The organism is Gracilimonas amylolytica, from assembly GCF_002911695.1.
GTDB classification, from domain to species: Bacteria; Bacteroidota; Rhodothermia; order Balneolales; family Balneolaceae; genus Gracilimonas; species Gracilimonas amylolytica.
In genome coordinates, this window is the sequence record NZ_PQBS01000037.1 from 356,064 (window position 1) to 380,239 (window position 24,176).

20 protein-coding genes are annotated in these 24,176 nt (G+C 43.9%); 17 read left to right on the forward strand and 3 right to left on the reverse strand.

Annotated features, from left to right (window positions below; translation table 11 throughout):
• Positions 1 to 172 precede the first annotated feature (172 nt).
• From C3B73_RS11085 to C3B73_RS11115, 6 genes are all read left to right on the forward strand, one after another.
• Entirely contained in the window at positions 173 to 3,016 is a 2,844-nt protein-coding gene (locus C3B73_RS11085; RefSeq protein WP_103665660.1) for a lamin tail domain-containing protein, read from the forward strand.
• Positions 3,017 to 3,047: 31 nt separating this feature from the next.
• The gene (locus tag C3B73_RS11090; protein ID WP_103665661.1) at positions 3,048 to 3,275 is read left to right on the forward strand and encodes a PID-CTERM protein-sorting domain-containing protein; all 228 of its coding nucleotides are present in this window, start codon (positions 3,048 to 3,050) and stop codon (positions 3,273 to 3,275) included.
• 40 nt (positions 3,276 to 3,315) lie between these two features.
• Complete coding sequence (locus C3B73_RS11095; protein WP_103665662.1) at positions 3,316 to 4,137, forward strand: nitrilase-related carbon-nitrogen hydrolase; 822 nt, start codon at positions 3,316 to 3,318, stop codon at positions 4,135 to 4,137.
• Positions 4,138 to 4,230: 93 nt separating this feature from the next.
• Positions 4,231 to 5,430 (forward strand): 2'-deoxycytidine 5'-triphosphate deaminase, encoded by a 1,200-nt coding sequence (locus tag C3B73_RS11100; protein WP_103665663.1) that lies wholly within the window; start codon positions 4,231 to 4,233, stop codon positions 5,428 to 5,430.
• A 267-nt stretch (positions 5,431 to 5,697) separates the two neighbouring features.
• Positions 5,698 to 6,396: an RsmE family RNA methyltransferase gene (locus C3B73_RS11110; RefSeq protein ID WP_103665665.1), complete on the forward strand. Its 699-nt coding sequence runs from the start codon at positions 5,698 to 5,700 to the stop codon at positions 6,394 to 6,396.
• Positions 6,397 to 6,470: 74 nt separating this feature from the next.
• Complete coding sequence (locus tag C3B73_RS11115; RefSeq protein WP_103665666.1) at positions 6,471 to 8,066, forward strand: Na/Pi cotransporter family protein; 1,596 nt, start codon at positions 6,471 to 6,473, stop codon at positions 8,064 to 8,066.
• A 21-nt stretch (positions 8,067 to 8,087) separates the two neighbouring features.
• On the opposite strand, the gene C3B73_RS11120 is transcribed toward C3B73_RS11115, so the two are convergent.
• Positions 8,088 to 9,242 (reverse strand): lycopene cyclase family protein, encoded by a 1,155-nt coding sequence (locus tag C3B73_RS11120; protein WP_103665667.1) that lies wholly within the window; start codon positions 9,240 to 9,242, stop codon positions 8,088 to 8,090.
• A gap of 119 nt (positions 9,243 to 9,361) precedes the next feature.
• Here C3B73_RS11120 and C3B73_RS11125 point away from each other — a divergent pair, with 119 nt between their 5' ends.
• Positions 9,362 to 10,405 (forward strand): threonine aldolase family protein, encoded by a 1,044-nt coding sequence (locus C3B73_RS11125; RefSeq protein WP_232803158.1) that lies wholly within the window; start codon positions 9,362 to 9,364, stop codon positions 10,403 to 10,405.
• Positions 10,406 to 10,468: 63 nt separating this feature from the next.
• Here C3B73_RS11125 and C3B73_RS11130 read toward each other — a convergent pair whose 3' ends face one another.
• Positions 10,469 to 11,368, reverse strand: coding sequence for a 3-methyladenine DNA glycosylase (locus tag C3B73_RS11130; protein WP_103665669.1), 900 nt, complete (start codon positions 11,366 to 11,368; stop codon positions 10,469 to 10,471).
• 109 nt (positions 11,369 to 11,477) lie between these two features.
• On the opposite strand from C3B73_RS11130, the gene C3B73_RS11135 reads away from it, so the two are divergent.
• Positions 11,478 to 12,338, forward strand: a complete 861-nt coding sequence (locus C3B73_RS11135; RefSeq protein WP_103665670.1) for a UbiA family prenyltransferase — start codon at positions 11,478 to 11,480, stop codon at positions 12,336 to 12,338.
• On the opposite strand, the gene C3B73_RS11140 is transcribed toward C3B73_RS11135, so the two are convergent.
• Positions 12,301 to 12,738, reverse strand: a complete 438-nt coding sequence (locus tag C3B73_RS11140; RefSeq protein ID WP_232803160.1) for a hypothetical protein — start codon at positions 12,736 to 12,738, stop codon at positions 12,301 to 12,303. The two genes, C3B73_RS11135 and C3B73_RS11140, sit on opposite strands and share 38 nt — an antisense overlap.
• A gap of 148 nt (positions 12,739 to 12,886) precedes the next feature.
• Here C3B73_RS11140 and C3B73_RS11145 point away from each other — a divergent pair, with 148 nt between their 5' ends.
• From C3B73_RS11145 to C3B73_RS11185, 9 genes are all read left to right on the forward strand, one after another.
• Positions 12,887 to 13,516, forward strand: coding sequence for a thioredoxin family protein (locus C3B73_RS11145; RefSeq protein ID WP_103665672.1), 630 nt, complete (start codon positions 12,887 to 12,889; stop codon positions 13,514 to 13,516).
• A 59-nt stretch (positions 13,517 to 13,575) separates the two neighbouring features.
• Positions 13,576 to 14,754 (forward strand): aspartate aminotransferase family protein, encoded by a 1,179-nt coding sequence (locus tag C3B73_RS11150; RefSeq protein ID WP_103665673.1) that lies wholly within the window; start codon positions 13,576 to 13,578, stop codon positions 14,752 to 14,754.
• Positions 14,755 to 14,940: 186 nt separating this feature from the next.
• Positions 14,941 to 16,302, forward strand: coding sequence for an NAD-dependent succinate-semialdehyde dehydrogenase (locus C3B73_RS11155; protein ID WP_103665674.1), 1,362 nt, complete (start codon positions 14,941 to 14,943; stop codon positions 16,300 to 16,302).
• Positions 16,303 to 16,442: 140 nt separating this feature from the next.
• On the forward strand, positions 16,443 to 18,161 hold the full coding sequence (locus C3B73_RS11160) for an NAD+ synthase (protein WP_103665675.1): 1,719 nt from the start codon (positions 16,443 to 16,445) through the stop codon (positions 18,159 to 18,161).
• Between the two features lie 100 nt (positions 18,162 to 18,261).
• Entirely contained in the window at positions 18,262 to 20,271 is a 2,010-nt protein-coding gene (locus tag C3B73_RS11165; RefSeq protein WP_103665676.1) for a LysM peptidoglycan-binding domain-containing protein, read from the forward strand.
• Positions 20,272 to 20,277: 6 nt separating this feature from the next.
• The gene (locus tag C3B73_RS11170; protein ID WP_103665677.1) at positions 20,278 to 21,924 is read left to right on the forward strand and encodes a S41 family peptidase; all 1,647 of its coding nucleotides are present in this window, start codon (positions 20,278 to 20,280) and stop codon (positions 21,922 to 21,924) included.
• Between the two features lie 3 nt (positions 21,925 to 21,927).
• The gene (locus C3B73_RS11175; RefSeq protein ID WP_103665678.1) at positions 21,928 to 22,779 is read left to right on the forward strand and encodes a PHP domain-containing protein; all 852 of its coding nucleotides are present in this window, start codon (positions 21,928 to 21,930) and stop codon (positions 22,777 to 22,779) included.
• A 4-nt stretch (positions 22,780 to 22,783) separates the two neighbouring features.
• Entirely contained in the window at positions 22,784 to 23,248 is a 465-nt protein-coding gene (gene ribH, locus C3B73_RS11180; RefSeq protein WP_103665679.1) for a 6,7-dimethyl-8-ribityllumazine synthase, read from the forward strand.
• 74 nt (positions 23,249 to 23,322) lie between these two features.
• Entirely contained in the window at positions 23,323 to 24,150 is an 828-nt protein-coding gene (locus tag C3B73_RS11185; RefSeq protein WP_103665680.1) for an isoprenyl transferase, read from the forward strand.
• Positions 24,151 to 24,176: the final 26 nt, after the last annotated feature.

Below are 24,176 nucleotides of genomic sequence, written 5' to 3' on the forward strand. Positions count from 1 at the left end.
TTTGGCAGATCGTAAGTAAAATTAAAATTTCTTAATAAAGGCGATTATTTAGATCAATTGCCTTTTATTATTTCATGTCATAGAACAAATGAGAATAATTCGGGGTCAAGTGACGAAGAAGTAATAGGGGTTTTCTCAGTCCTTGCCACAAAACATACTGAGAGGAGGGTCTATGAGGGAGAATATAATTCTACTCGCTTCCATTTTTGCTTTAACTACCTGTAACCATTTCGTATTCGGGCAAACAACCACAAACGATGTCTGGATCAACGAGTTCCATTATGATAATGATGGTCCGGATGAAAACGAGTTTGTGGAGATCGTGATCAAAGATGCAGGAAGTTATGATGTAAGTTTGTTTACACTTTCACTTTACAACGGAAACGGTGGAACAATTTATGCCTCTTATTCCGGAAACGATCCGGAAGTAACGGTTGGTGAAACAATCGGGAATTTCACCTTTGTGAGGATCAATGTTGAAGGAATACAAAACGGAGAACCTGATGGACTCGCACTGTCTTATAATGATGAACTCATTCAGTTTTTGAGTTATGAGGGTACATTTACAGCAACGGAAGGGCTTGCAAATGGACAAACATCTGTGGATGTGGGAGTGAGTGAATCAGGAGGAGCAACAGCTCCGGTTGGTCATTCACTACAACTAACAGGTCACGGTTATAGTTACGATGGTTTCGCGTGGACAGGGCCGGTTGAAGAATCTCCGGGGGATATAAATTCAGGTCAGTTCTTATTTCCAACTTTTGAGTTTAGTGATGAAAGTGCCACAGTTGCTGAAAATGTCGGAACGGTAAACATTCCGGTAAAGATCACGAATCCGGATGGTAATGCCGTGAGTGTAGATGTTGAATTTCATCAAAACCCAAGTGCAGCAGAAGCCGAAGATTTCTTAGGCGCTGTAACACAAACAGTTGTTTTTGGCACCGGAGCCACGGATGGTGAGATACAAAATGCCACCTTTTCATTGAATGATGATTCTGATTACGAAGGGCTTGAAAGTGCCCGGTTTGTACTGACCAATATATCTTCTACAGGTCCGGCAGAGATCATAGGGCGATCTGAGTTCACCCTTAACATCACCGATGATGAAACTCCCAACGTGGTGATCAATGAGTTTCTTGCGGATCCGGGAACCACAAATGGGGATGCAGATAATAGTGGAATTGCAAGTTCCGATGATGATGAATTTGTTGAGATCGTAAATGGTGAGTCAGTTGAAGTGAACCTAAGTAACTGGACCGTGTCTGATGAGGCCGGCATAAAATTCACCTTTGATGCGAATACGATATTACCTGCTAACGGAACGATTGTAGTTTTTGGAGGAGAAGACTTCACAGGTACATTTGGTAATGCATTAGTGTTTGGAACGGGCTCATTAGGTCTAAATAATTCCAGTGATACCATCACTCTTCGAGACGAACTTAACAACATCATTGACCAACATACTTACGGAAGTGAAGGTGTAGATGATCAATCATTGGTGCGTGATCCTGAAATAACGGGTTCATTTGTAAAACACTCAGTGGCAACAGGTTCATCGGGGAGTTTGTTTTCTCCCGGTACAAAAACCGATGGTACGCTGTTCACCAATGCTATGGTTATTGATGGTACTGCCGGCTGGCGCATGTTGTCTGCTCCGGCTACTGATATACCCATACAAGCTTTGACCAACTTTTTCCCAGTACAGGGATATCAGGGATTTGACGAGTCTTTTGAGAAGAATTTATTTACCGGTTACGATGGGACGGCTTTTACACCTGCTTCTTCTGATTTGAGCGGTAATCTTAATTCAGGGGAAGGGTTTATCCTGTATGTTTATAATAATAATGAGAATGGCAGTTCTACACTCCCGGTCTCAATGGATGTCAGTTCCTTTACGGAGCCTGTAAGTGATGTATCGGTTTCAGTTCACGCAAATGGAGACCGCTGGAATCTTTTGGGAAACCCCTATCAGACTGCCTTTGATGTTACATCAATCACACAAACGGGAGGCACTTTAGCGGGTTTGGTTGGTCATGTCTGGAGTGATGCTGACGAATCTTACATTCTGACCTCTGCTAATGATGATAAAGTTGCTGCAGGGCAGGGTTTCTTCATTCAAAATGATGAGAGTACTCCGGCAACATCAGTCACGCTACCGGTTTCCGGTAAGACCTCAGGAACGCGGTTTTATAAGACCAACGAATCAAAAGGATTTATTCAATTAGCCCTGATGTCTGAAGATGTGCCAAACGGGATGGTGCAGAAAGATCTGTCAACGGTTCTGTATTTTCATGAAAAGGCTGAAACCGGTCGGGATGCCTACGATTCTGACAAACTATATCCTCTTAAGCCGGCATTCTCTCTGCTTGGTTTCATCAATCCCGATTCAGAGATGCTTAAGGCGCAGGATTCAAGGCCTTATTTCAGTGAAGGCGAAGAGATCTTTGAACTGGATGTGATGTCCTATAACGTAAAGCCCGAACAGACCATTAAGTGGGTGCGCTCGAAGCATATTCCTGAACAGTGGGTGTTCATCTTTGTGGATAACCTGACGGGTGAGGAAATTGAGATGGATCCTGATTTTGAATATGCATTTTCTCTTGAAGGTGAAAGGCAATCAAAAGTAAAGGTACTGAATCAGTTAGCGATCGAACATCCTTTATCAGTCAGCACCATGAATGAGGTACCTCGCTTCACCATCAGATTGAATAAAGGAACCGCCACTTCAACAAAACCCCTCTCATCGCTTCCTGATCGGTTTGTGTTGGAACAAAATTATCCGAATCCATTCAACCCAACTACTTCGATCAGGTACAAAGTGGCCTCTCAGGCTAAAGTGAGTTTAGAGGTGTACAACCTGATGGGGCAGAAGGTAGCTACTTTGATCGATCAGGTTCAGAGCCCCGGTGCATACCGTGCATTTTGGAATGCTTCAACTCAATCCAGTGGAGTATACTATTACAGACTTAAGGCAGGTAATACTGTTTTATCCCGAAAAATGACCCTCATTAAATAAATGAAATACCAAGTCCTTATATCCAAGAGCCATGAAATACATCATACTTATCACCTGTTCCGTTTTAATGATTTTAGCATTAACCACAGTGCTTTGGGCACAGTCTCCACCGCCTCCAATGTTACCTTTGTCTCCGGACCAGGCGCCTATTGATGGTGGACTCGGTCTTTTGGCCGCAGCCGGTGGGGGATACGCTCTGAAAAAACTGCGGGATCGAAAAAAAGCGGAAGAAAAAGCCATGAAAGATTCCAATTTATAGTATCATTCTGCTGAAAATTTAAGGACACAATATCTTCGGAATGAACATAGCCCTGATTCAGCAGTCGTGCACCACTGATAAACAACATAATTTAGAAAGAGGTATACAAGCCGCAGAAGCGGCTGCCAAAGCCGGCGCAAAGATCATTTGTTTTGCAGAACTCGCTTTTGAACCGTTTTATCCTCAGTATAAAAACCCCACTGATCCTGCACAAAATGCCGAAACCATTCCCGGACCAATAACCGAAGCGTTTTCCTCACTTGCAAAAGAGTATGGGGTGGTGATCATTCTGAATTTATATGAAAAAGACGGGGAGGATCTATACGACAGTTCCCCGTTCATCGATACGGATGGTAGTATTCTTGGTACCACAAGAATGGTTCACATTACAGACTATGCCTGCTTTTACGAAAAAGATTACTACACCCCCGGCAACAACAATGCTCCGGTTTATGAAACTGAATTTGGTAAGATAGGTGTGGCCATCTGTTACGACCGTCATTATCCGGAATATATGAGAGCTCTTGGTGTAGCAGGGGCAGATGTCGTGTTTATTCCTCAGGCAGGGTCTGTCGGGGAATGGCCGGAGGGTTTGTATGAGGCAGAAGTCAGAACTGCTGCGTTTCAGAACGGATATTTTACCGCACTTTGTAACCGGGTTGGCGAAGAGTCAAAATTGACATTTGCAGGTGAATCATTTGTCTGTGATCCGGATGGCATCGTGATAGCCAAAGCAGGTGAGGGTACCGATGAGATACTTTACTGTGATATCGATCTTGAGAGTATCAAAAGATCTCATGCCAAACGATTGTTTTATCGCGACCGGCGACCCGAGCTATACGCAGATTGGATAGGAGATTAAGCCGTTTAAACTTAACTCACGATTCAATGTTGAATATTCAGCCTGCCTCATTATCTTCCTTTCAAAATAAGTAGTTAATTATAGAAGTCAGATATGCCGAAGGAAGTTCAGCTACGTACAAAAGGAATACTGCCGGTTCAGAAATTGAAAATGCTCCACAAAATGGGCATCATTCGCTCTAATCCAGATTATCCCATTCAGGATGATCAGTTTCAGCCAAACTCTATCGACCTTAGGCTAGGCAAAGTGGCGTACCGGGTTCGGTGCAGTTTTTTACCCGAAAATGATACGGTAGAGGAGAAAGTAGCCAAGCTGAAGATGTATGAAGTGCCGATCACGAACGGAGCCGTGCTGGAGCAGAATTGCGTGTACATCATTCCGCTTCTTGAACGACTCGATCTGCCTCAGTCCAATAACTCCGTTCAAAAAAGTTTGTTTGGAGATGAAGAGAGCGAGATCAAATTGGGAAGTATTGAGAATTTATCTGCCAAGGCCAATCCCAAAAGTTCGACGGGTCGCCTGGATGTATTTACCCGTGTGATCACGGATTACTCGCATCGTTTTGAGGAGATCACCCCGGGATATAGTGGCAACCTCTATCTTGAAGTAGTGCCTAAATCATTTTCTATCAAAGTGAAAACGGGGCAGCGATTGAATCAGCTTCGGGTCAGGCACGGTTTTGAGGTCATCCCCGATCAGGATATCCTGCGGGTGCATGCTTCAGATCCCCTTTTATTTGATCAGAACCGGGAGCCGGTCAGTATGGAAAAAATTAAAGTGAATCAGGGGCTGTTCATGAGTGTGGACCTGAAGGCTAAAAAAGGTGAGATCATCGGATACAAAGCCAAGAAACACAATGATTACATCGATCTGGATAAGATCGGGTACTACGCGGTTCAGGATTTCTGGGAACCGATCTATGCTCAGCCGGGCCATCAGCTGATCCTAGAGCCTGAAGCCTTTTATATTTTTGCTTCTAAGGAAAGAATTCGGGTGCCTGCTCATCTTGCCTGCGAAATGATGGCTTATGATACCGGTTCAGGTGAATTGAGAACCCATTATGCCGGCTTTTTCGACAGTGGTTTTGGGGGATCCGTAGAGGATAAAGGTGCTCGGGCTGTGTTGGAAGTGCGCTCACATGATGTTCCCTTTATGATCGAAGACGGTCAGACTTTGTTTAGCATGCAGTTTGAACCTAATGCTGAACGACCTGATTTTGTGTACGGAGAAGAGATCGATAGTAATTATCAGGGACAGGATTTGAAGCTTGGAAAACATTTCAAAGAAGGATGAGCCGGTTCACCGTTTCCAAATGTATCTGCCATAAAAAAGACTTTACTGAAATAAAGAATTTTGTTGAGGAAAATGGCATTAGCTCAGTCAGGGAACTTCAGGAACTTAAATACTGCTGTTGCGGATGTGGGTTGTGTGAACCCTACCTAGAGTTGATGCTCAAAACCGGAGAGACTTCGTTTGAACCCAGAGCATTTTACAAGAGAAAGTCCAAATAAGATCTAAAGTTAATTTCACTAAATAAAAGCTCATTATTGAGCATTGGCCATGGAAATTGAAAATCTATTTTATACGGAACCGGCAACCATAGTGAACGGATTTTTAACCCTTGAAGGTCAGGAAGCCCGGCATGCCGCCAAAGTCATGCGTTTTAGAGAGGGAGATACCTTACATGCTTCGGATGGATTGGGAAATACATATGAATCTGAAGTCACCGAGCTGGGTAAAAATTCCATCACGGCAAAGATCACAGAAACCATTCATGAAGAACAGCCATTATTTAAAAAGTCGGTGGCTTTTGGAGCTATAAAGAAAAGAGACCGTCTTGAGTTTGCGGTAGAAAAAGCCGTCGAACTTGGAGCATGGGAGATCTGTATATTTCACGCCGACCACTCCGAACGTTCAAAGATCAATCAGGAGAGATTACAAACCATAGCTCTGAGTGCGTTCAAGCAGTGTAAACGGTCGTGGTTACCCAAAGTGGTATTTATTGACTCACTCGATGAAGTGATGGATCATTATGAAGATCATCAACCCGTTATGGCTTATATGCAGGCTGAGGCCGAACAACCTTCAGCATTGACCCAACCTGATACTTTGTTTCTTATCGGGCCTGAAGGGGGATTTTCAGAACGGGAAGTCGGAATTGCCAAAGAGAGAAAGGCGAAATTAGTGACCTTAGGAAAATATCGGCTTCGGGCAGAAACGGCCGTTTTGACCATTCTTGCTCAATATCTTTTTACCTGATCGTTTACAGATCAAGGCACTTCCTTTAATCCGTTGCTTTAGGTATGTTTAGCTAATGAAAATGGATTGATCGGATGATACTCACACTGGTTGGCGGAATCGGATTATTTTTACTGGGGATGTCTCTGTTGACTGATGGTTTGAAGAACCTTGCCGGTGATACGCTTCGCCTGATGCTTAGCCGGTTTGTAAAAGGCCCTTTCACAGCCTTATGTTCAGGTACTTTTATCACTTTTCTGGTACAATCATCCAGCGCTACCACTTTGGCAACCATAGGATTTGTCAGTGCAGGCTTAATTACATTTCCACAGACCATTGGTGTACTGCTTGGGGCAAAACTTGGGACCACCAGTACCGGCTGGATCGTGGCAACCCTGGGGCTAAGGTACAGTATCTCAGTCATCGCCTTGCCTGTGATCGGAGTGGGTGCCCTGATGAAACTGCTTTCATCGGGAAAATTAGCGCATGCAGGATTGGCTCTCGCCGGATTTGGCCTGATATTTATGGGTATTGACACCCTGCAAGTTGGGATGGAAGGCCTTGCCGATTACATAGATTTCACGGTACTGTCAGGGACACAATTTTCAGGGATTTTATTACTGATCGTGACCGGTATTGTGATGACGGTGATCATGCAATCATCCAGTGCGGCAGTGGCTACAACCTTAACAGCTTTATTTGCCGGAGCTATCGACCTGCCTCAGGCCGCCGCATTGGTGATAGGGCAAAATTTCGGAACGTCTGTCACCGCGATCATAGCTATCATCGGGGCGTCTGTAGCTGCGGTTCGCACCGGAGTTATTTACGTGGTTTTTGGATTGGTGATCGCAGTTATTGCTGTTGCTGTCATGCCTGTGTTTCTTTGGATCACTGAGTATCTGAATATTCCGGGAAATGCTGCACAAATGGCTATTGCGGTAGCTGCGTTTCATACTTCATTTAATTTAATTGGCATTGTATTCATTATGCCATTTCGACAATATTTTGCTGATCTGGTGATGAAGTGGTTCCCTGAGGATGAACATTCAATGACTCAGCGTCTCGACAGATCGGTTCAGCATATCCCGTCAGTAGCTATAGAATCGGTTAACCGAAGTTTGAGGGCTATGTTAAGTGGATTATTGGATTACCTTTCCAAAGCTTTGGGAGAAAGTAATTTATCCATTGATCGGGAATTTCTGAATCAGGCAGAACTTGCAAAAGTAGAGATCAGTCAGTTTTTGAATGAGATAAAGATAGGGTCCGGTCAATCGGCAGACTATAACCGATATGTTGCAACCTTGCACGCACTGGATCATAATGTGAGGCTAATGGATGCTTGCCGTGATACACAGTTTGTAAAGCATATAAAGAATGATCCGGTGGCAACACAGATGTCAGTGATGTTGCAAGTGTCTTTTGAGAAAACCCAAAATTGGATCTCAGAAAAAAGTGAGGAAGATATTACGGAGGCCTTGAGAGAGGTCTCGGCGAAGCTGGCTGAACTGAGAAAGAAACGAAGAGTGGAGATCCTTGAACATGCTGCATTATCGAGTGGATCATCCATTCAAACGCTTAGTAATCTTGATACCATTCGCTGGCTGGATAAACTGGCTTATCACCATTGGAGGGCGGTTTATCATTTAATGGATAAAGGGGAGTATGAGATCGATCCGCCGTATCCGGCTTAAACCATGAATAACAAGTCAGAGTCAGAGATTATGCCAAATGGCTTTGAAGAATGGGGTATAAGGAACTGAAGACATGATCTTCAGATCTTGCTTAAAGTTGGTGTTTTCAGCCAGAAAGGCCAGGATCTCATCAAAGTGATTATTTCGGAAGAGTGACCTGAATACCCTCAAACTCTCATCTGTAGAATTAAACAGAATATGGAGCAACAATAGGTCATAATACCGGTATTTGAATTTTGATGGATCGGGTGGTGACGGTGGCTTTCCATCGATCAATTCCTGTGCTACTTGTTTGGTGTATTGCTGAATTCGTGCAAAGGTATAGCCTGTACTTGGCTTGGTTTGTCCGCCTACACTGCCCAGATTTATTATGTTCTGTTCATAATACGGCAGGTGAGGTCGGTCTTCCATAGGTATTACGCCAAACTCCTTCCGGGTAACCTCATAATGATCCTCATCAATTCCGAAATTATGATAGAGATAGTGTTTGATCTTTTTCTTGTAAGCCTTTTTCTCAAGTAATTCTTCAGAAAAAACCGTGAATTCGATGAGTGCTTTTTGCTGGGTGAAAGGCAGCACGTACATGAACCCAACCCCCGGACTAAATTCTTCATCGAAATCCATGATGGTAAATGTTTCCGGATCAAAGATATCCTCATTGGTTTTGATCTCCCATCCTAAAAAATGCTGCTTTAACGGATATTTGATATCATTTTCGTTGAGATCACGGGGCTTCAGAATACTTTGAAAAATGTAATTTGCCAGGTAGGTATCACCGTTCTTCGTGATCAGTGACGCCTTACTTTTATTGGATGAAAGATCCAGGATATCTTCCTCAAGTAAAGTAAAGTTTTTGTGATGTTTGAGTTCCCTTAGTACGTGCTCACGGAAATCACCGCTTCGGATACAGTAATAGGAGTAGGAGTGCATGTACCTGAAGGTGCTGTAATCGAGAACAGATACCCAGCTTTTATTCCATTTTTTGTAAATGATCTCCTTGAAAGGTGGTTCGTTCTGAGTCCAGAAGCACCATGTTTTGTCGTTTGCCGGCGCGAAAGTTGAGTCCACAACAAGTACCTCACCTTCATAGCCTCCTTTAGAGAGATACCAGGCCAGACTCAAACCAGATAAACCACCGCCTGCTATGATGAGATCGTATTTTGCTTCTATATTCAAATTTTAGCTGGACTGAGGTTTATCTGTGATGGTCGAACTGAAAGAGTTTTTCGAATTTTATCGTTTCAGCAGCGAGCAATTTTTATTAAAGCAACAGGTATTGATTATATTTCAACAAATTGAAAAAGCAAAATAAGAATATGATCGATCTGCGCAGTGATACTATAACCCGACCAACCCAGGAAATGCTTGATGCAATGATGCATGCAAAAGTGGGAGATGATGTGTTCGGTGAAGATGAAACCGTAAATAAATTTCAGGATAAGGTAGCCGGGTTGTTTGGTATGGAAGCCGGATTATACGTTCCCAGTGGCACGATGAGCAACCAGCTGGGAGTAAAGGTCCTTACCGAACCGGGGGATGAGATCCTCATTGATGAGAAAGGGCATATTTTTAATTATGAGACCGGGGCAGCTTCCGTATTATCGGGTGTTCAGGTGCGTACTCTTCCCGGGAAGAACGGCAAACTGAATACCACTCTGCTTGAGCATACAAAAAGAGGTCATTTCGACTGGGAGCCGAGAACGCGGGTGATCAGTTTAGAAAATACCACGAATAAAGGCGGTGGGGTATGTTATACAAAAGAAGAACTGCGGGAGATCAAAACTTTTGCGGATGCAGAAAACTTACTCGTTCATCTGGATGGTGCCCGGATCTGGAATGCGATCACAGAAACAGAAATTGAGCCGAAATTTTTTGGTGAGATCGCTGATACCATTTCTGTTTGTTTTTCTAAAGGATTGGGTGCCCCGGTAGGCTCCATGTTGCTGTCTTCCAAAGAGCGAATTGCCAAAGCAAGACGGTATCGTAAGATGTGGGGCGGAGGTATGCGACAGGTGGGGCTTCTTGCAGCTGCTGCCGATTACGCTCTTGAGAATAACTGGGCAAAACTGAAAGATGATCACCGACGGGCTAAAGAAGTGGGACAGGTCATATTTGACAGTAAATTCCTGGCGGTTGATATGAATACCTTACAAACCAATATCCTGCTGTTTGATACAGTGAAGGAACCGGCTGAAAAGGTGATCGAGAAACTTCATCAAAAAGGAATTCAGATGATCCCATTTGGTCCTAATACGATCAGGGCTACGTTCCACTTTGAGATCACGGATGAGGATGTGAAAGTCGTAAAGCAAGCCCTGGCTGAGATCGGAGAGGCCTGAGGAAGTTAAGGTCCGAAATTGAAAGCCAAATTTGGGCGAAGGTCTTTCAGAAATGCAGAGAAATCATTCTTCTACCCTTGTCAGTAAATTCTGCATGTGTTCGATGATCCTGGCTCGGATAGGCAGGCTTTTTTCAAAGATCATTTCTTGCTTTTGTTTGTATTCCCTGCGACCGGAGTCCGTTTCAATTTTGATAGGCTCCATACCCTGTTCACGCATGTCGTAAGGACTTGCCTGCATATCGATGTACCGGGCCTCGATCGCCAGTTCAAAGGCTTCAAGTATGAGTGAGCTTGGTATCCAAGGATGCATCTTAAACGCCCACTTGTATAGATCCATATTTGAATGAATACACCCCGGCTGCTCGGTCTCGTGAAATGTCTCCCGGGATAATTCAAACTTATTCATGGGTTTTGCCGGATTGGTGAAGAACCTAAAGGCATCAAAGTGCGTGCAAAGCAGGGGACGTGATTCCACAAACTCAGCCAGTTCATCCGGCTCCATACGCATGGGCAATTGATCGTGGCGTGGACGGTCGGTTTTATACACCATGGCCCATTCGTGCATGCCAAAGCAGCCAAAGGAAGGTCGGCTTTGCTGGGTATTCTTCAACATAGTTAACATCCATTTCAATGATGAGATACGTTTTTCAGGGAATAAATGGGGATCTACAAAAGCAATCCCATCATTTGTTGTGATCTCTGAGATCTCCGGAAGCTTGTCAAAATCAGAAAAGGGTAGGTTCACCCCAATTCCCGGTGACCACTTTCTGAGATTGGAAGGGCGAAAGGCGTAATATTCAAACAGAAAATCCATGACCGGGTTCTTTTCCTGCCGGGATCGGGCTGCCAGATAGTCGTTCAATAGCTCATCCACACGATCTTCATGAGCTTCCTTTTCAGTTAGCCACTTTGACTCGGGAATGGTTTTTGAGGTTTGGATGTCAGGGATATCAGTAAGCATGCCTCAAAGATACGGAATGATTACCGTTGAAATAAAAATTCGTGTTTTAAAATTGAAAGTTTAGATTCAGTGGAAACTCAACGTATTTGATCATAAAGGCAGCACAGCGATGAAACAACTTCGGGATTTTATCATTCATCTTAGGTTGCATTATCAGTTTCTGATCCTTTCGGGAGGATATATCCTTGCCGGGTTGATGGTAGATAATGTGAACTGGACACAGTACTGGCTGCAGTTTCTTAATGTGCATGTATTATTGTTTGGTGGAGCCACGGCCTATAATTCCTGGTGGGACAAGGATGAAGGGCCTATTGGTGGGTTGAAATCTCATCCAAAAATGAGGAGGTGGATGTGGCCTGCATCTATGGTAATGCAGTATGTAGGGCTGATATGGGCTTTTTACGTTGGCTGGAATTATGTGATCATCTATGCCATCAGCATGCTGTTCTTCTGGTTGTATTCATCGCCACTCACCCGCTGGAAAGGTAAGCCGGTTTTAAGTCTCGTTGCGATCGGGATCAGTACCGGGACCAATTCATTTTTTATGGGTTTTCTGGCAGCCGGTGGTTATCCGATCACCTGGTTCGAAGATGTCACGGCCTTGGGAGTGGCCTGCCTGGTACTTAGTTTATATCCGGTCTCTCAGATATATCAGACGGAAGAGGACATAAAACGTGGCGACCATACCTTTGCTTCCAGATTTGGATTGCGGGGCGTAAAGTGGCTGTTTGCCATTTTATTCCCGATAGGTACCGCCATTTTAACTTATTCATTGGTTATCACAAGGGGAACCGGCGGATATATCTTCGGAGTTGTTGGGCTAATAGCTTACATGGCGATACTATATCAGCTATGGTCTCTGAAAGGGAAAGAGCATGAATACCCTCTTGTAATGCGGGTCAAATTTATGGCCTCACTCTCCTTTGTCCTCTTTATGCTGACATGGATTGCCAGTAGCCTTCTTCTCTGAGTTGTGACTCAGCCTCTGCAAGCAGAGCACCAAAGCTAAGTTCGGGATGAACAATATCATTCAACAAAGTGATAGTCACCGGTTTCTCGAGAATGTTAACCTTGCCTTTGATATTTAGCTTAAGCTCAGAAGAGTTTTTTGTTCCTCTGATGTTAATGAGGGTGATCTTAGTTTTTGAAACCTTTTTTACCTTAGTGATGAAGGTATTTGAAAAGGTGGTCTCAAATTCCAGGTCCAGGAAAGCGTGTGTTGGTTGATGTTCGGTTATTATATCTAAAGTCTCTTCCAGGGAATCAGCGTAATATATGATCTCAATATTCAGATCAGATAGCATTTGTGCTATTTCATGCTGGGTAATTACATCTTTACTCATCACTAAACACGATTTTAACCTTTTCATAACGCTTTGGTTTTGTTAGTAACTAGTCAAACAGTTTGAATGATCATTGAATGGATGATCCGCTTATCAGATCGGGCTTATTTATACAATCAATAACTATTCAAAAGAGGTTTTTTTAACTTACTGTCTGATTAAAAGAGGTCTGAAAATGCAAGATGTTACAAATACATTAATTTCTGATGAATTACTGGAATCCGCATACACCTATGAGGAGTTCAACGAACTCATACAAAAACTATATGATGAGGATCGTACCACCAATGAGGATAATCGACCCAACATGCTGGATTACACTAAAATGTACATGCAGCGATCGAACCGTTGGGATAGACGTGGAAAGCTTACCAAAGAGCTGAAGCAGAAACTGAAAGAGATCAACCGTGATATGGTTTGGTTGGTGATCAACGAAGGCTGGTGTGGGGATGGGGCTCAAACTCTGCCTTTCATCAATAAAATGGCGGAAGAAACGGATAAGATCGACCTGAGGGTGATATTAAGGGATCAAAACCTGGACGTAATGGACCGGTTCCTGACCAATGGAGCCCGTTCTGTTCCAAAATTGATCGCAATTGAAAAGTCTTCGGGAAAGGTGTTAGGAACCTGGGGACCAAGACCATTTGAGGCTAATGAGTTGTATTGGAAGGGAAAGAATGATCCTGACACTCCAAATAAAACAGCGGTGGAAAACCTTCACCTTTGGTATGCCAAGGATAGAGGGAAGTCCATTCAGCAAGAATTCCTTAAACTATTGGATGAGTGGGGAGAAGCCGTTCAATAATTTATTGTACTATTACCTTGTCACAGATGTCTCATGAAAAACATTCGATCTGAAATTACATGCTGAAAAAATTTCTTCGCCATATAGCCCAAACCAGTGATGCCCCCATTGGACTGGAAGTCAGTCACGCCGAAGGACCGTTCATTTACACAACCGATGGCAAACGCTTCACTGATTTTATATCCGGAATTGCTGTGAGCAGCCTGGGGCACAGGCATCCAAGGGTAGTGGATGCTATTCACGAACAAGTGGATAAACATTTGCACGTCATGGTGTATGGAGAGTTTGTGCAAAAGCCACAGGTAGATTTTGCAGAACTGTTAATGTCATATCTGCCGGACAAGCTTGAGCAGATATACCTGGTTAACTCCGGAACTGAAGCGACGGAAGGGGCACTAAAGCTGGCCAAAAAATACACCGGCCGGACCAAGTTGATTGGTTTTAAAAACAGCTATCACGGCGATACGCATGGCTCCTTAAGTGTAACAGGGCGGAATGTGTACCGCGACCCATACCTTCCGTTACTGCCGGATGTGCATTTTCTGGATTTTAATTCAGGGGAGAATTTGAACCTGATCGATGAACAAACTACCGCTGTTATCATGGAGCCGATTCAGGGGGAGGGAGGTATCATTCCGGCTCAAAAAAAGTGGCTGAAGGAGATCAGGAAACGATGTGATGAAGCCGGCGCTTTGTTGATATTTGATGAGATCCAAAGTGGTTTTGGGCGAACCGGAAGTCTGTTTGCCTTTCAGGAGTATGAGGTTGTGCCGGATATACTGTGCATGGCTAAGGCAATGGGGGGAGGTATGCCTATCGGTGGGTTTGTTTCTTCTAAGGAAATATTCCAGAGCTTTAAGTACGATCCTCCACTTAATCATGTCACAACATTTGGTGGTCATCCTGTTTCTGCGGCTGCGGCATTTGCCAATTTAAAGGAACTGCTTGATGGAGATTACCTGCAGCGGGCATTGGATATCGAGAAGACCGTTAAGAAAAATCTAAAAGGGAAAGGAATTGTGGAGGTCCGTGGTAAGGGTGCCATGCTGGGTTTACAGCTGGAAAACTGGGAGCTCACCAAGAACGTGGTTGAGGAGTGCTTTGACAAAGGTATATTACTTGGCTGGACCCTTCATTCAAATACGCTCGTTCGCCTTGCACCACCGCTCATTATAGAGGATGAATTGCTCAACGAAGTGCTTGATACCATTTTGAAAGCTATAGAAAATAATTTGTAGTGGAACTTGGATAACACCGTAATGGTGGGTCGTTACAGAATTGAATTAATAGGTAAAAAAACCATCTGCCCATATCAGTTAACTCTGCTTCTTCTGTATGATTGAATTTGTGGTAAAGTATTTTCGGAATTCCTACACTCCACTAACTGTTTGAATACAAAAGAAATCAAAGACAATAAATTGATCATGAAGACCATCGATCCTGCCACCGGAAAAACGCTCAAAGAGTATCAGGAAATGGAGATGGAAGAAATTGATTCCATCATCCAAAAAGCTAATTCAGCTCAACAAGAATGGAAAAACAAGAGTTTTGAAAAAAGAGCTGAATACCTCCGGAAAATGGCAGAGATCCTGAAAGAGCGGAAGCATGAGCTGGCCGAAATGATGGCAAAGGAGATGGGTAAACCCTTATCGCAGGGAGTTGGTGAAGCCGAAAAATGTGCCTGGGTATGTGAATATTATGCTGACCAAGCCACCTCATTTCTGGATGACGATATGATAGAAACGGATGCTTCCAAAAGCTATGTCACTTTCAATCCGCTTGGAGTAATTCTGGCGATCATGCCATGGAATTTTCCCTTTTGGCAGCTGTTCCGATTTGCAGCTCCTGCACTTATGGCCGGAAACGGAGCCATCCTGAAGCATTCAGAAAACACTACCGGTTGTGCATTTGAGATCGAGAAGATCATTCATGAAGCGGGTATTCCCAAAGAACTGTTCCGGACCATAGTTCGTGATAAAACAGGAATGAAGGAAGTGATACAGCATGAGGGAATTGCTGCCGTTACGCTCACAGGAAGTACACGGGCCGGAAAAGCAGTGGCCGCTCAGGCCGGAGAAGTTCTCAAGAAAACCGTTCTGGAACTTGGAGGCAGCGACCCGTACATCATTCTGGAAGATGCTGATGTCAAACAAGCAGCAGAAACCTGTGCTACTTCCCGGCTCATTAATAGTGGTCAAAGCTGCATCGCCGCAAAACGCTTTATCGTTTCAGAACATGTGTATGATGAGTTTGTTGAAGAATTCACACGTATTATGAAGTCTAAAAAAGTAGGCGATCCGTTCGAGGATGGAACCGATATTGGGCCACAGGCCAGAGAGGACCTTCGAGACGAACTCCACGATCAGGTACAAAAAAGTGTAGAAAAAGGAGCCCGGATCACACTTGGTGGAGAGAAACCGGATGGAAAAGGGGCCTACTATCCCGTAACTATTCTTGAGAATGTGGGGCCCGGTATGCCGGCGTATGAAGAGGAATTATTCGGTCCAGTAGCAGCCATCATCAAAGTGAAGGATGAATCTGAGGCAATAAAAACAGCCAATGATACAAATTTCGGTCTTGGAGCTGCCGTATTTTCAAAAGATGAAAAGCGGGCAGAACAGATCGCTGCGACACAGCTGGAAGCCGGTTGTTGTTTTGTCAATAAGTTTGTGAAATCTGACCCGAGATTACCATTTGGAGGGATCAAACAATCAGGCTATGGGCGTGAATTGAGCCTCTATGGAATTCGGGAGTTTGTGAATGCCAAAACGGTTTACGTCAAGTGATCACAACTTTCGATAATGAGAGCACACGGTTCTATACAGGAAATTCTGGTTAAGGTCTTGAATCAAAAATCGTGATCGAATCGCCTCAATTTACCTCTCATCTCCTTATCTTACTTACCTAACAAAACTAAGAGAATATTGTGCGAATCAGACTTGAGCAAATAAATCCGGTAATTGGTGACCTGAGTGGTAACCGCGATCGAATCCTTCAGTCCATTAGAAATGCTGAGGAGGATGGAATTGAACTCTTGTTGTTACCTGAATTGGTGACTTGTGGTTATCCCCCCATGGACTTGCTTGAACGACAGGTATTCAGAGATCTGATTTATCAGATAAATGATGAGATCGTAGAGACTACAGGTGACCTGACCGTAATTTTTGGCTCGATCACGGAAAATCAGTCTAAGGTTGGTAGAGGAATGTATAATTCAGCTATCATTGCACATAAAGGGGAAGAAATTGAGCGGGTACACAAAGCGTTACTGCCCACTTACGATGTATTTGACGATCTGCGATATTTTGAGCCGGGCAACGAGTTCGAACCGGTGGAGGTCAACGGTGTGAAAATGGGGATCACCGTTTGCGAGGACATATGGTTCAACGATAATGACATTCAGTATCATACATACTCGGTGAACCCGGCGGAGATCCTGGCAGAAAAAGGGGCAGAAGTGATCATAAATATTTCGGCTTCTCCATTCAATAAGAATAAACCGGTGACTCGCAAGAATATGCTTCAGAAGCACGCCGTTGGACTTGAGTTACCTTTGCTGTATGTCAATCAGGTTGGAGCACAAACGGAGCTTGTATTTGATGGTGATTCAATGGCGTTTGATAGCACAGGCATGTTGGTCGCCCGTTCAAAACGCTTTGTGGAGGATATTCTGGATATCGAACTGGAAGTAAAAAATGGCTCGATCGTTCCTGTAACGGACGATTCTGAAACCCTCAAAAACCCATTTATTGAAGAAGCGATATTTGAAGGTTTGACCTTAGGGGTTAAGGACTATCTGACTAAAACTAAAGCTGCAAAGAAAGTAATTTTAGGCCTGAGTGGTGGGATAGATTCAGCCCTTACAGCCGTAATTGCCAAAGAAGCATTGGGTTCAGATAACGTGATCGCTGTAACGATGCCATCTGAGTTTTCAACAGAAGGCAGTGTCAGTGATTCAGAACAACTGGCTGAAAATCTTGGTATAAAATTGCTCGAGATTCCCATCAAAGATATATATGAGTCTTTTAACGAAGCTCTAAAACCGGAGTTTGAAGGTAAAGAATTTGGTGTAGCCGAAGAAAATCTTCAGAGCCGTTCAAGAGGGGTGATACTGATGGCTCTGGCCAACAAATTTGGGTATATGTTGCTGAATACCGGTAATAAATCTGAGATGGCAGTCGGGTACTGCACATTGTATGGCGACATGGCAGGTGGATTGTCCGTGATCTCAGATCTTTACAAGACAGAGGTATTTGAAGTGTGTAAATGGCTGAATCAGGAATACTATAAGAAAGAAGTCATTCCTGAGAGTATTATTAATAAGCCTCCAAGTGCCGAATTGCGGCCGGATCAAAAAGACTCGGATTCTTTGCCGGAGTACGGAACATTGGATGCCATTCTCAAATACTATATTGAACAACAATGTTCAAGAGAGCAGATCATTGACATCGGATTTGACGGCGATCTGGTGGATAAAGTGATCAGGTTGGTTGATTTGAACGAACACAAACGGTTTCAGGCTCCCCCCGGATTGAAAATGTCAGCAAAGGCATTTGGTACGGGACGAAGGTGGCCTTTGGCCCAGCAGTGGACAGGTCAGGAAAAGATGCTTACCCAAAGCAATAAGATTCCAATCAGTGAGTAATTATTAAAAGCTAAGATCGTTTGGATTCCTGAGTTCAGTTCCCAATTCAGTTCATTATTTAGTACTTTAAAGCGCAATTTTTAAAACCATACTCATCTACATGCAAAATTTGTTACCAAAATCCCTATTCACGCTACTCGTGTGTGCAGTTCTTTCAACAGGACTTATGGCACAGCAGGACTCAACCATCACCATAGAAATTGATGATATGCCTTTAAGGCTGCTTGATTATCAAAACCCGATGCAGGGAATTGGTGCTGAGGAAGGACTTCAAAAACAGCCTGCCATGCAGGAACTGGATGGTTTTCAGAAAGATGTGATGAGCAGGATCGCTAATATATATAAGATCCACGTGAGGGCACTGGAGGCTCAGGTTAACAATGATCCGCTTGAAGCTGAAAATCAGATCAACAATGCTTTAACCTCAACTCAGAGTTTACTGGATGAATACCCTGAGATCAGTGGGGACAGAAGATTCAATGAGTTGTATAGATCAGTGATTTCAGAATACCGCGAGTTTTATGGGATCAATGAAACCGGAAATGAGGCACAAGGTGAGATCTTTACGGTTCAGCAGGAATTATTTTCTGAAGATGACAGCTGGATGGTAGATAACTATGATTTTCCGGATGACATTAATTTCAACAAGACCGATGTGCCACTTATCCAAAACGATAAGGTCAATCGCCATTTAGTGTATTACACGTTGCGCAGACCTGAAGTAATGGAAACCTGGTTGACCCGTGCGGTCAAGTATCAGCCTATGATGCGTAAGATCTTCCGGGAAGAGGGAACTCCTGAGGAATTAACCTACCTGGCCTTTATTGAAAGTGGTTTGAACCCGAATGCAAGAAGCTGGGCAGCGGCTGTAGGCATGTGGCAGTTCATTCGAGCCACAGGTTCTGTATATGGTCTTGAAGTAAACTGGTGGGTCGATGAACGTCGTGATCCTGAAAAAGCTACCCGTGCAGCAGCACGTCACCTGAAAGACCTTTATAACATTTGGGGTGACTGGCACCTGGCCATGGCTAACTATAATATCAGTCCGCGAGGTTTGAAGCGTGCCATTCGCAGGGCAGGTGGGGTGGAAGATTATTGGGCCGCTTATCCATACCTGCCGAGAGAAACCCGTGGGTATGTACCGGGCTTTATAGCCACTACAATGATCGGCATGAACCCGGAAGAATTTGGTTTCCAGAAGTCCTATCCCGGAGAACCATATTCATATGAAGTGATCGAAGTTGATGGGTTGATGGAATTGACTGACCTGGCGAACGCAGCCGGGATCACGGTAGAAGAACTGAAAGATTATAACCCTGAATTATTGCGCTGGGCCACCCCTCCGGGAAATAAGTACCCCTTAAAAGTACCAAGTAATGTAAATAAGCAGGAGTTTTTAGCTGCTTACAATGAGATACCTAAAGAAAATCGCAGTCAGAATATTACAATGCATACCGTGCGTCGTGGTGAATCATTGGGTATCATAGCCCGGAAATATGGAACCACAGTGGCCGGACTTTATGGATCAAATGACAATCTCTCGAGTACCATTTATCCGGGACAAAAGATCGTGGTCCCCTTACCTCGTGGCAGTGCCTCACAGATATCTGCCAATCAGCCAACCAACCAGCAGCGAAGTGTAAACACAAGCAGAAGTTCTTCAAGAACCGCTTCAGCTCCGGCAAATACTACTCCGGTTACCTACAAAGTAAAAACTGGTGATACGGTAGGTCATATTGCTGAATGGTTTGATGTGCGTGCCTGGAATATCAGAAGCTGGAATGGCATCGGGAATACCATCCGTGTTGGGCAAAGCCTGACGGTTCACGTACCTGACAGCCGACTGGCTCATTATTCAAAAATAGATGATATGAGCTATGCTGAAAAGCAGGAGATAGAGAGAAAGCAACGCAGAGGTGAGAATATCTTTATTGCTTCAGCTGCTACCGGAACGGATGGAAGCTATACCACTTACACGGTTAAACAAAATGATACCTTAAGTGAAATAGCCGAAAGTTTTGGAGTGGGACTTAGCGAGCTTAGAAGACTTAATAATATCTCCGGAAACCGGATCTATGTAGGTCAGACTTTACGGATCTCAGCCAATTAATAATTTATGGCTCTAATCAAAACCAAATCACGTCTTTTAGTTACCGGGATAGTTATCGCTATTGCCTCAGCGGGGCTACTTGCGCAACAGACCGATATCTATTTTCTGATAAAAAAGAACTTCAGCATTTTCAGTAAAGCTTATGAAAATGTAGCTCTGGAGTATGTGGATGAGGTTGATCCTGAAGTGCTGATGCGTAACGGTATCGATGCCATGCTGGAAACACTGGATCCATATACAGTGATGTTCAATGAATCTCAGAACGAACAATCTGAGATCATGTCGCGAGGTAATTATGCCGGAATTGGTATCGAAGCCGGTTACCGTGATGGTGAGGTTGTTGTTGTGGCACCGGTAGATGGAGGTCCTGCTGACGAAGTTGGTATACGTGCAGGCGATGTGATCGTTGCAGTAGATGGTGTTTCCACGGAAGGCTTACAGCCCGAGGAGGTGAATACATTGACCAGTGGAGAGGTTGGCTCTGATGTAATGCTTAGTATTAAACGATTTGGATTGGATCAGGTGCTCGATTTTACGGTTACAAGAGAGCGCATTGAGGTGACCAATATTTCGTATGCAGGTTTGATCGGAGAGGCTGAAGATACCGGGTACATTCGCTTAAGTCAGTTTGGTACGAATTCCGCTGAAGAGGTTCGCAGATCCATCGAAGAATTATCCGGGCAAAAAGAATTAAGTGGCCTGGTGCTGGATCTGAGGGATAATCCGGGTGGAATACTTCAGGAAGCTGTGGCTATAATTGATAAGTTTGTGGAGCCCGGGCTTACAGTGGTCGATATCAGAGGCAGGGTTTCTGAGTATAATCAGACCTTTGCTACTGAGGAACCCGTCATGTTTGAAAAACCGGTGGTTATTTTGATGAACGGAGGTAGTGCAAGTGCCTCTGAAGTGGTAGCCGGCGCCTTACAGGACCTTGACCGAGCCGTCATTTTAGGTGAACAAAGTTTTGGAAAAGGACTGGTTCAGGTTGTAAAACCTTTGCCTTACAACACATCACTGAAGATCACCATTTCGAGGTACTACATTCCGAGTGGCCGAAGTATACAGGCGGTTCAATATACCCATCAGGGTAGAAATGCGGTCGTCATGAATGCTGATAGCTCGAAGCGTGAGTTCCGTACTCGTAACGGCCGGGTTGTATTTGAAGGAAGGGGAATTGAACCGGATCTTGAAACAGCCGGTGAAAAGCCAAGTATTCTTGAAGTGGCCTTGATGCAGACCGGATCCTACTTCGACTTTGCTACTGAATTTGAAGCCATGAATGAAAGCTTTGAATATCAGGAACTGCCCGAATCTGTGTATAATGAATTCAAAGATTTCCTGAAAGAACGTGATTTTAAATTCTCAACAGATTCTGAAAGGTTATTGGCACAACTCTCTGAACAGATCAAGAATTACAAGGGAACGGAATCTCACCTTGAAGACCTACAGGAAACTATAAACCGGGAAAAAGAGCTAATGTTCGACAGAGAATCCTCTGATATCAAACAACAACTTTTTCTTGAGATAACTTCCCGATATGAGGGGCAGATGGGTAAGATAAGAGCCGGAATAAATTCGGATCCGGAAGTTGGTGAGGCATTGAATATCATCCACAACGATACCCGGTACACCAACATTTTATCCGGGGAATAGAAGATGCTTCCTAAAGCTGATCTGCACATTCACACCACCTGTTCTGATGGAAAGCTGGCGCCAACTGAAGTTATTGAGCTGGCAAAAGAAAAGAAGCTTAAGGCTGTCTCCATTACAGACCACGATACCTACAAAGGGTACCATCAGGCCAGGGAAAAAGCTGAGGAGTTAGAGGTTGAACTTATTTCGGGTTGTGAGATCACTTCAACCATAAATGATAAAGAAGCCCATATCTTAGCCTATTACTTTGATCCGGATACCGATTATTTGGAAAAATTCTTGAGTGAACAGCGCAAGGCCAGAAGTAAACGGATCAAAGGCATCATCGCAACGGTTCAAAAGGCCGGTGTGGATGTGGATTATGATGAAGTGTGGGCCGAGGCTAACGGAGCAAACATCGGCAGACCTCATCTGGCTCGGGTTCTTACTCAAAAAGGCTATGTAAGCAGCCCGAAAGAAGCTTTCATCAGGTACTTAAGCAATCAGAAGCTTGGTACCATAGAAAATACCTATCCCGATTACAGAGAAGTCATTGAGATCGTTAAAAATGTAGGAGGAGCCTGCGTATTGGCCCACCCTGGGAGGTTGTATTCTTCTGAAGAGGTTAAGAAATTTGTAGAAGCCGGTATGGATGGCATTGAGTGTATTCACCCCAGTCATAATTATACCCTGCAAAAAAAGTACACTGAAATGTGTGAGGATCAGGGATTGCTGATGACAGGAGGCAGTGATACCCACGAAGGCTTGAATGCAGGATATACGAATTTGGGTGTTGTCACCATTGCCTACAAGTACGTGGAAAAGGTTAAAAGGATGACCAGTCAGCGCAAAAATATTATAGAATTAAAAGATTAGTAACATGGAAATGATAGAAGGTTCAACCACACCCGGAACATCCAAGATCGGAATTGTAGTATCCCGATGGAATTCAATGATCACTGACAAAATGCTTGATGGAGCACTTAAAGCTCTAAAGTCGAATGGCATTCAGGATGATGATATTACAGTGGTGAGGTGCCCCGGCTCCTATGAGATCCCTCTTGCGGTTCAGAAACTTATTCAGAACAGGGAGGTTGATGGTGTGATCGCACTCGGTGTGGTTATTCGCGGTGGAACTCCGCACTTTGAATATGTCTGTGACGCGGTAAACCGTGGTATCACTGATCTCATATTAAAACATAATAAACCCATAGCCTTTGGAGTTCTTACTACGGATGACGTGAAACAAGCCCTTGAACGGGCCGGCGAGAAGGGCAACAAAGGCGGTGAGGCCGCTTTGGCTCTGCTGGAAATGATATCCGTTGAGCAAAAACTAACGCACTGATTAAATTAATAGACCTTGATAAAGGACGATCAAAGCTCTAATTTTCAAAGCTTCAAAACCAGCCTGAAAATCATTTGAAAGAGCTTACAATAACAAAACAAATACAGACTGAAGAGGATAAACAGAACCAGGAAATTCTTAAGAATTCCGGGGAAATTCCTCTGCATATCGCCATTATCATGGACGGTAATGGTAGGTGGGCGAAAAATAAGGGTAGTATTCGCCTGCACGGTCATAAAGTTGGAGTCGATTCTGTTCGTGATATCACTGAATCGTGTGCACAGCTTGGAGTCAAATACCTGACTCTTTATGCATTCTCAACTGAAAACTGGGGAAGACCCTCAACTGAAGTAAGGGGATTAATGAAGCTTTTGGTATCCTCTTTGAGAAAAGAAGCTGAGAACCTCAATAAAAATGATATCAGGCTTTCTACCATTGGTCAACTTGACCGTTTCCCTGAAAGTTGCCAAACCGAGCTGAAAGAAGCTATTGAACTCACTAAAGATAACAATAGGCTTGAACTTTGCCTCGCCTTGAGCTATTCCGGTCGCTGGGATATCACCGAAGCCGTAAAAAAGATCGCGACTCATGTCAAAGAAGGACGTTTGGATCCGGAACTCATCAACGATCAGATGATTGGGGACCATTTATCCACGGCTGATGTGCCTGATCCGGACCTGATCATCAGAACCAGTGGGGAATATCGCATCAGTAATTTTCTGCTTTGGCAGCTGGCTTATTCTGAATTATACATCACAGAAACCTATTGGCCGGATTTTCGCAGAGATGAATTATACGAGGCCATTCGTTCATATCAGGGCAGAGACAGAAGATTTGGAAAGATCTCGAATTCTGAAGACGAAAAAGCAGGTTCATCCCGTTTAGTTAACAAAAAATCATAAGCATTTAAACAAAAGGCGTGTTGATA

Bases quoted from the DNA above. Each gene is read 5' to 3' on its own strand.
- C3B73_RS11085 (WP_103665660.1), top strand. From the start codon at position 173: ATGAGGGAGAATATAATTCTACTCGCTTCCATTTTTGCTTTAACTACC.
- C3B73_RS11090 (WP_103665661.1), top strand. From the start codon at position 3,048: ATGAAATACATCATACTTATCACCTGTTCCGTTTTAATGATTTTAGCA.
- C3B73_RS11095 (WP_103665662.1), top strand. From the start codon at position 3,316: ATGAACATAGCCCTGATTCAGCAGTCGTGCACCACTGATAAACAACAT.
- C3B73_RS11100 (WP_103665663.1), top strand. From the start codon at position 4,231: ATGCCGAAGGAAGTTCAGCTACGTACAAAAGGAATACTGCCGGTTCAG.
- C3B73_RS11110 (WP_103665665.1), top strand. From the start codon at position 5,698: ATGGAAATTGAAAATCTATTTTATACGGAACCGGCAACCATAGTGAAC.
- C3B73_RS11115 (WP_103665666.1), top strand. From the start codon at position 6,471: ATGATACTCACACTGGTTGGCGGAATCGGATTATTTTTACTGGGGATG.
- C3B73_RS11130 (WP_103665669.1), bottom strand. From the start codon at position 11,368: ATGCTTACTGATATCCCTGACATCCAAACCTCAAAAACCATTCCCGAG.
- C3B73_RS11135 (WP_103665670.1), top strand. From the start codon at position 11,478: ATGAAACAACTTCGGGATTTTATCATTCATCTTAGGTTGCATTATCAG.
- C3B73_RS11140 (WP_232803160.1), bottom strand. From the start codon at position 12,738: ATGAAAAGGTTAAAATCGTGTTTAGTGATGAGTAAAGATGTAATTACC.
- C3B73_RS11145 (WP_103665672.1), top strand. From the start codon at position 12,887: ATGCAAGATGTTACAAATACATTAATTTCTGATGAATTACTGGAATCC.
- C3B73_RS11150 (WP_103665673.1), top strand. From the start codon at position 13,576: ATGCTGAAAAAATTTCTTCGCCATATAGCCCAAACCAGTGATGCCCCC.
- C3B73_RS11155 (WP_103665674.1), top strand. From the start codon at position 14,941: ATGAAGACCATCGATCCTGCCACCGGAAAAACGCTCAAAGAGTATCAG.
- C3B73_RS11165 (WP_103665676.1), top strand. From the start codon at position 18,262: ATGCAAAATTTGTTACCAAAATCCCTATTCACGCTACTCGTGTGTGCA.
- C3B73_RS11170 (WP_103665677.1), top strand. From the start codon at position 20,278: ATGGCTCTAATCAAAACCAAATCACGTCTTTTAGTTACCGGGATAGTT.
- C3B73_RS11175 (WP_103665678.1), top strand. From the start codon at position 21,928: ATGCTTCCTAAAGCTGATCTGCACATTCACACCACCTGTTCTGATGGA.
- ribH (WP_103665679.1), top strand. From the start codon at position 22,784: ATGGAAATGATAGAAGGTTCAACCACACCCGGAACATCCAAGATCGGA.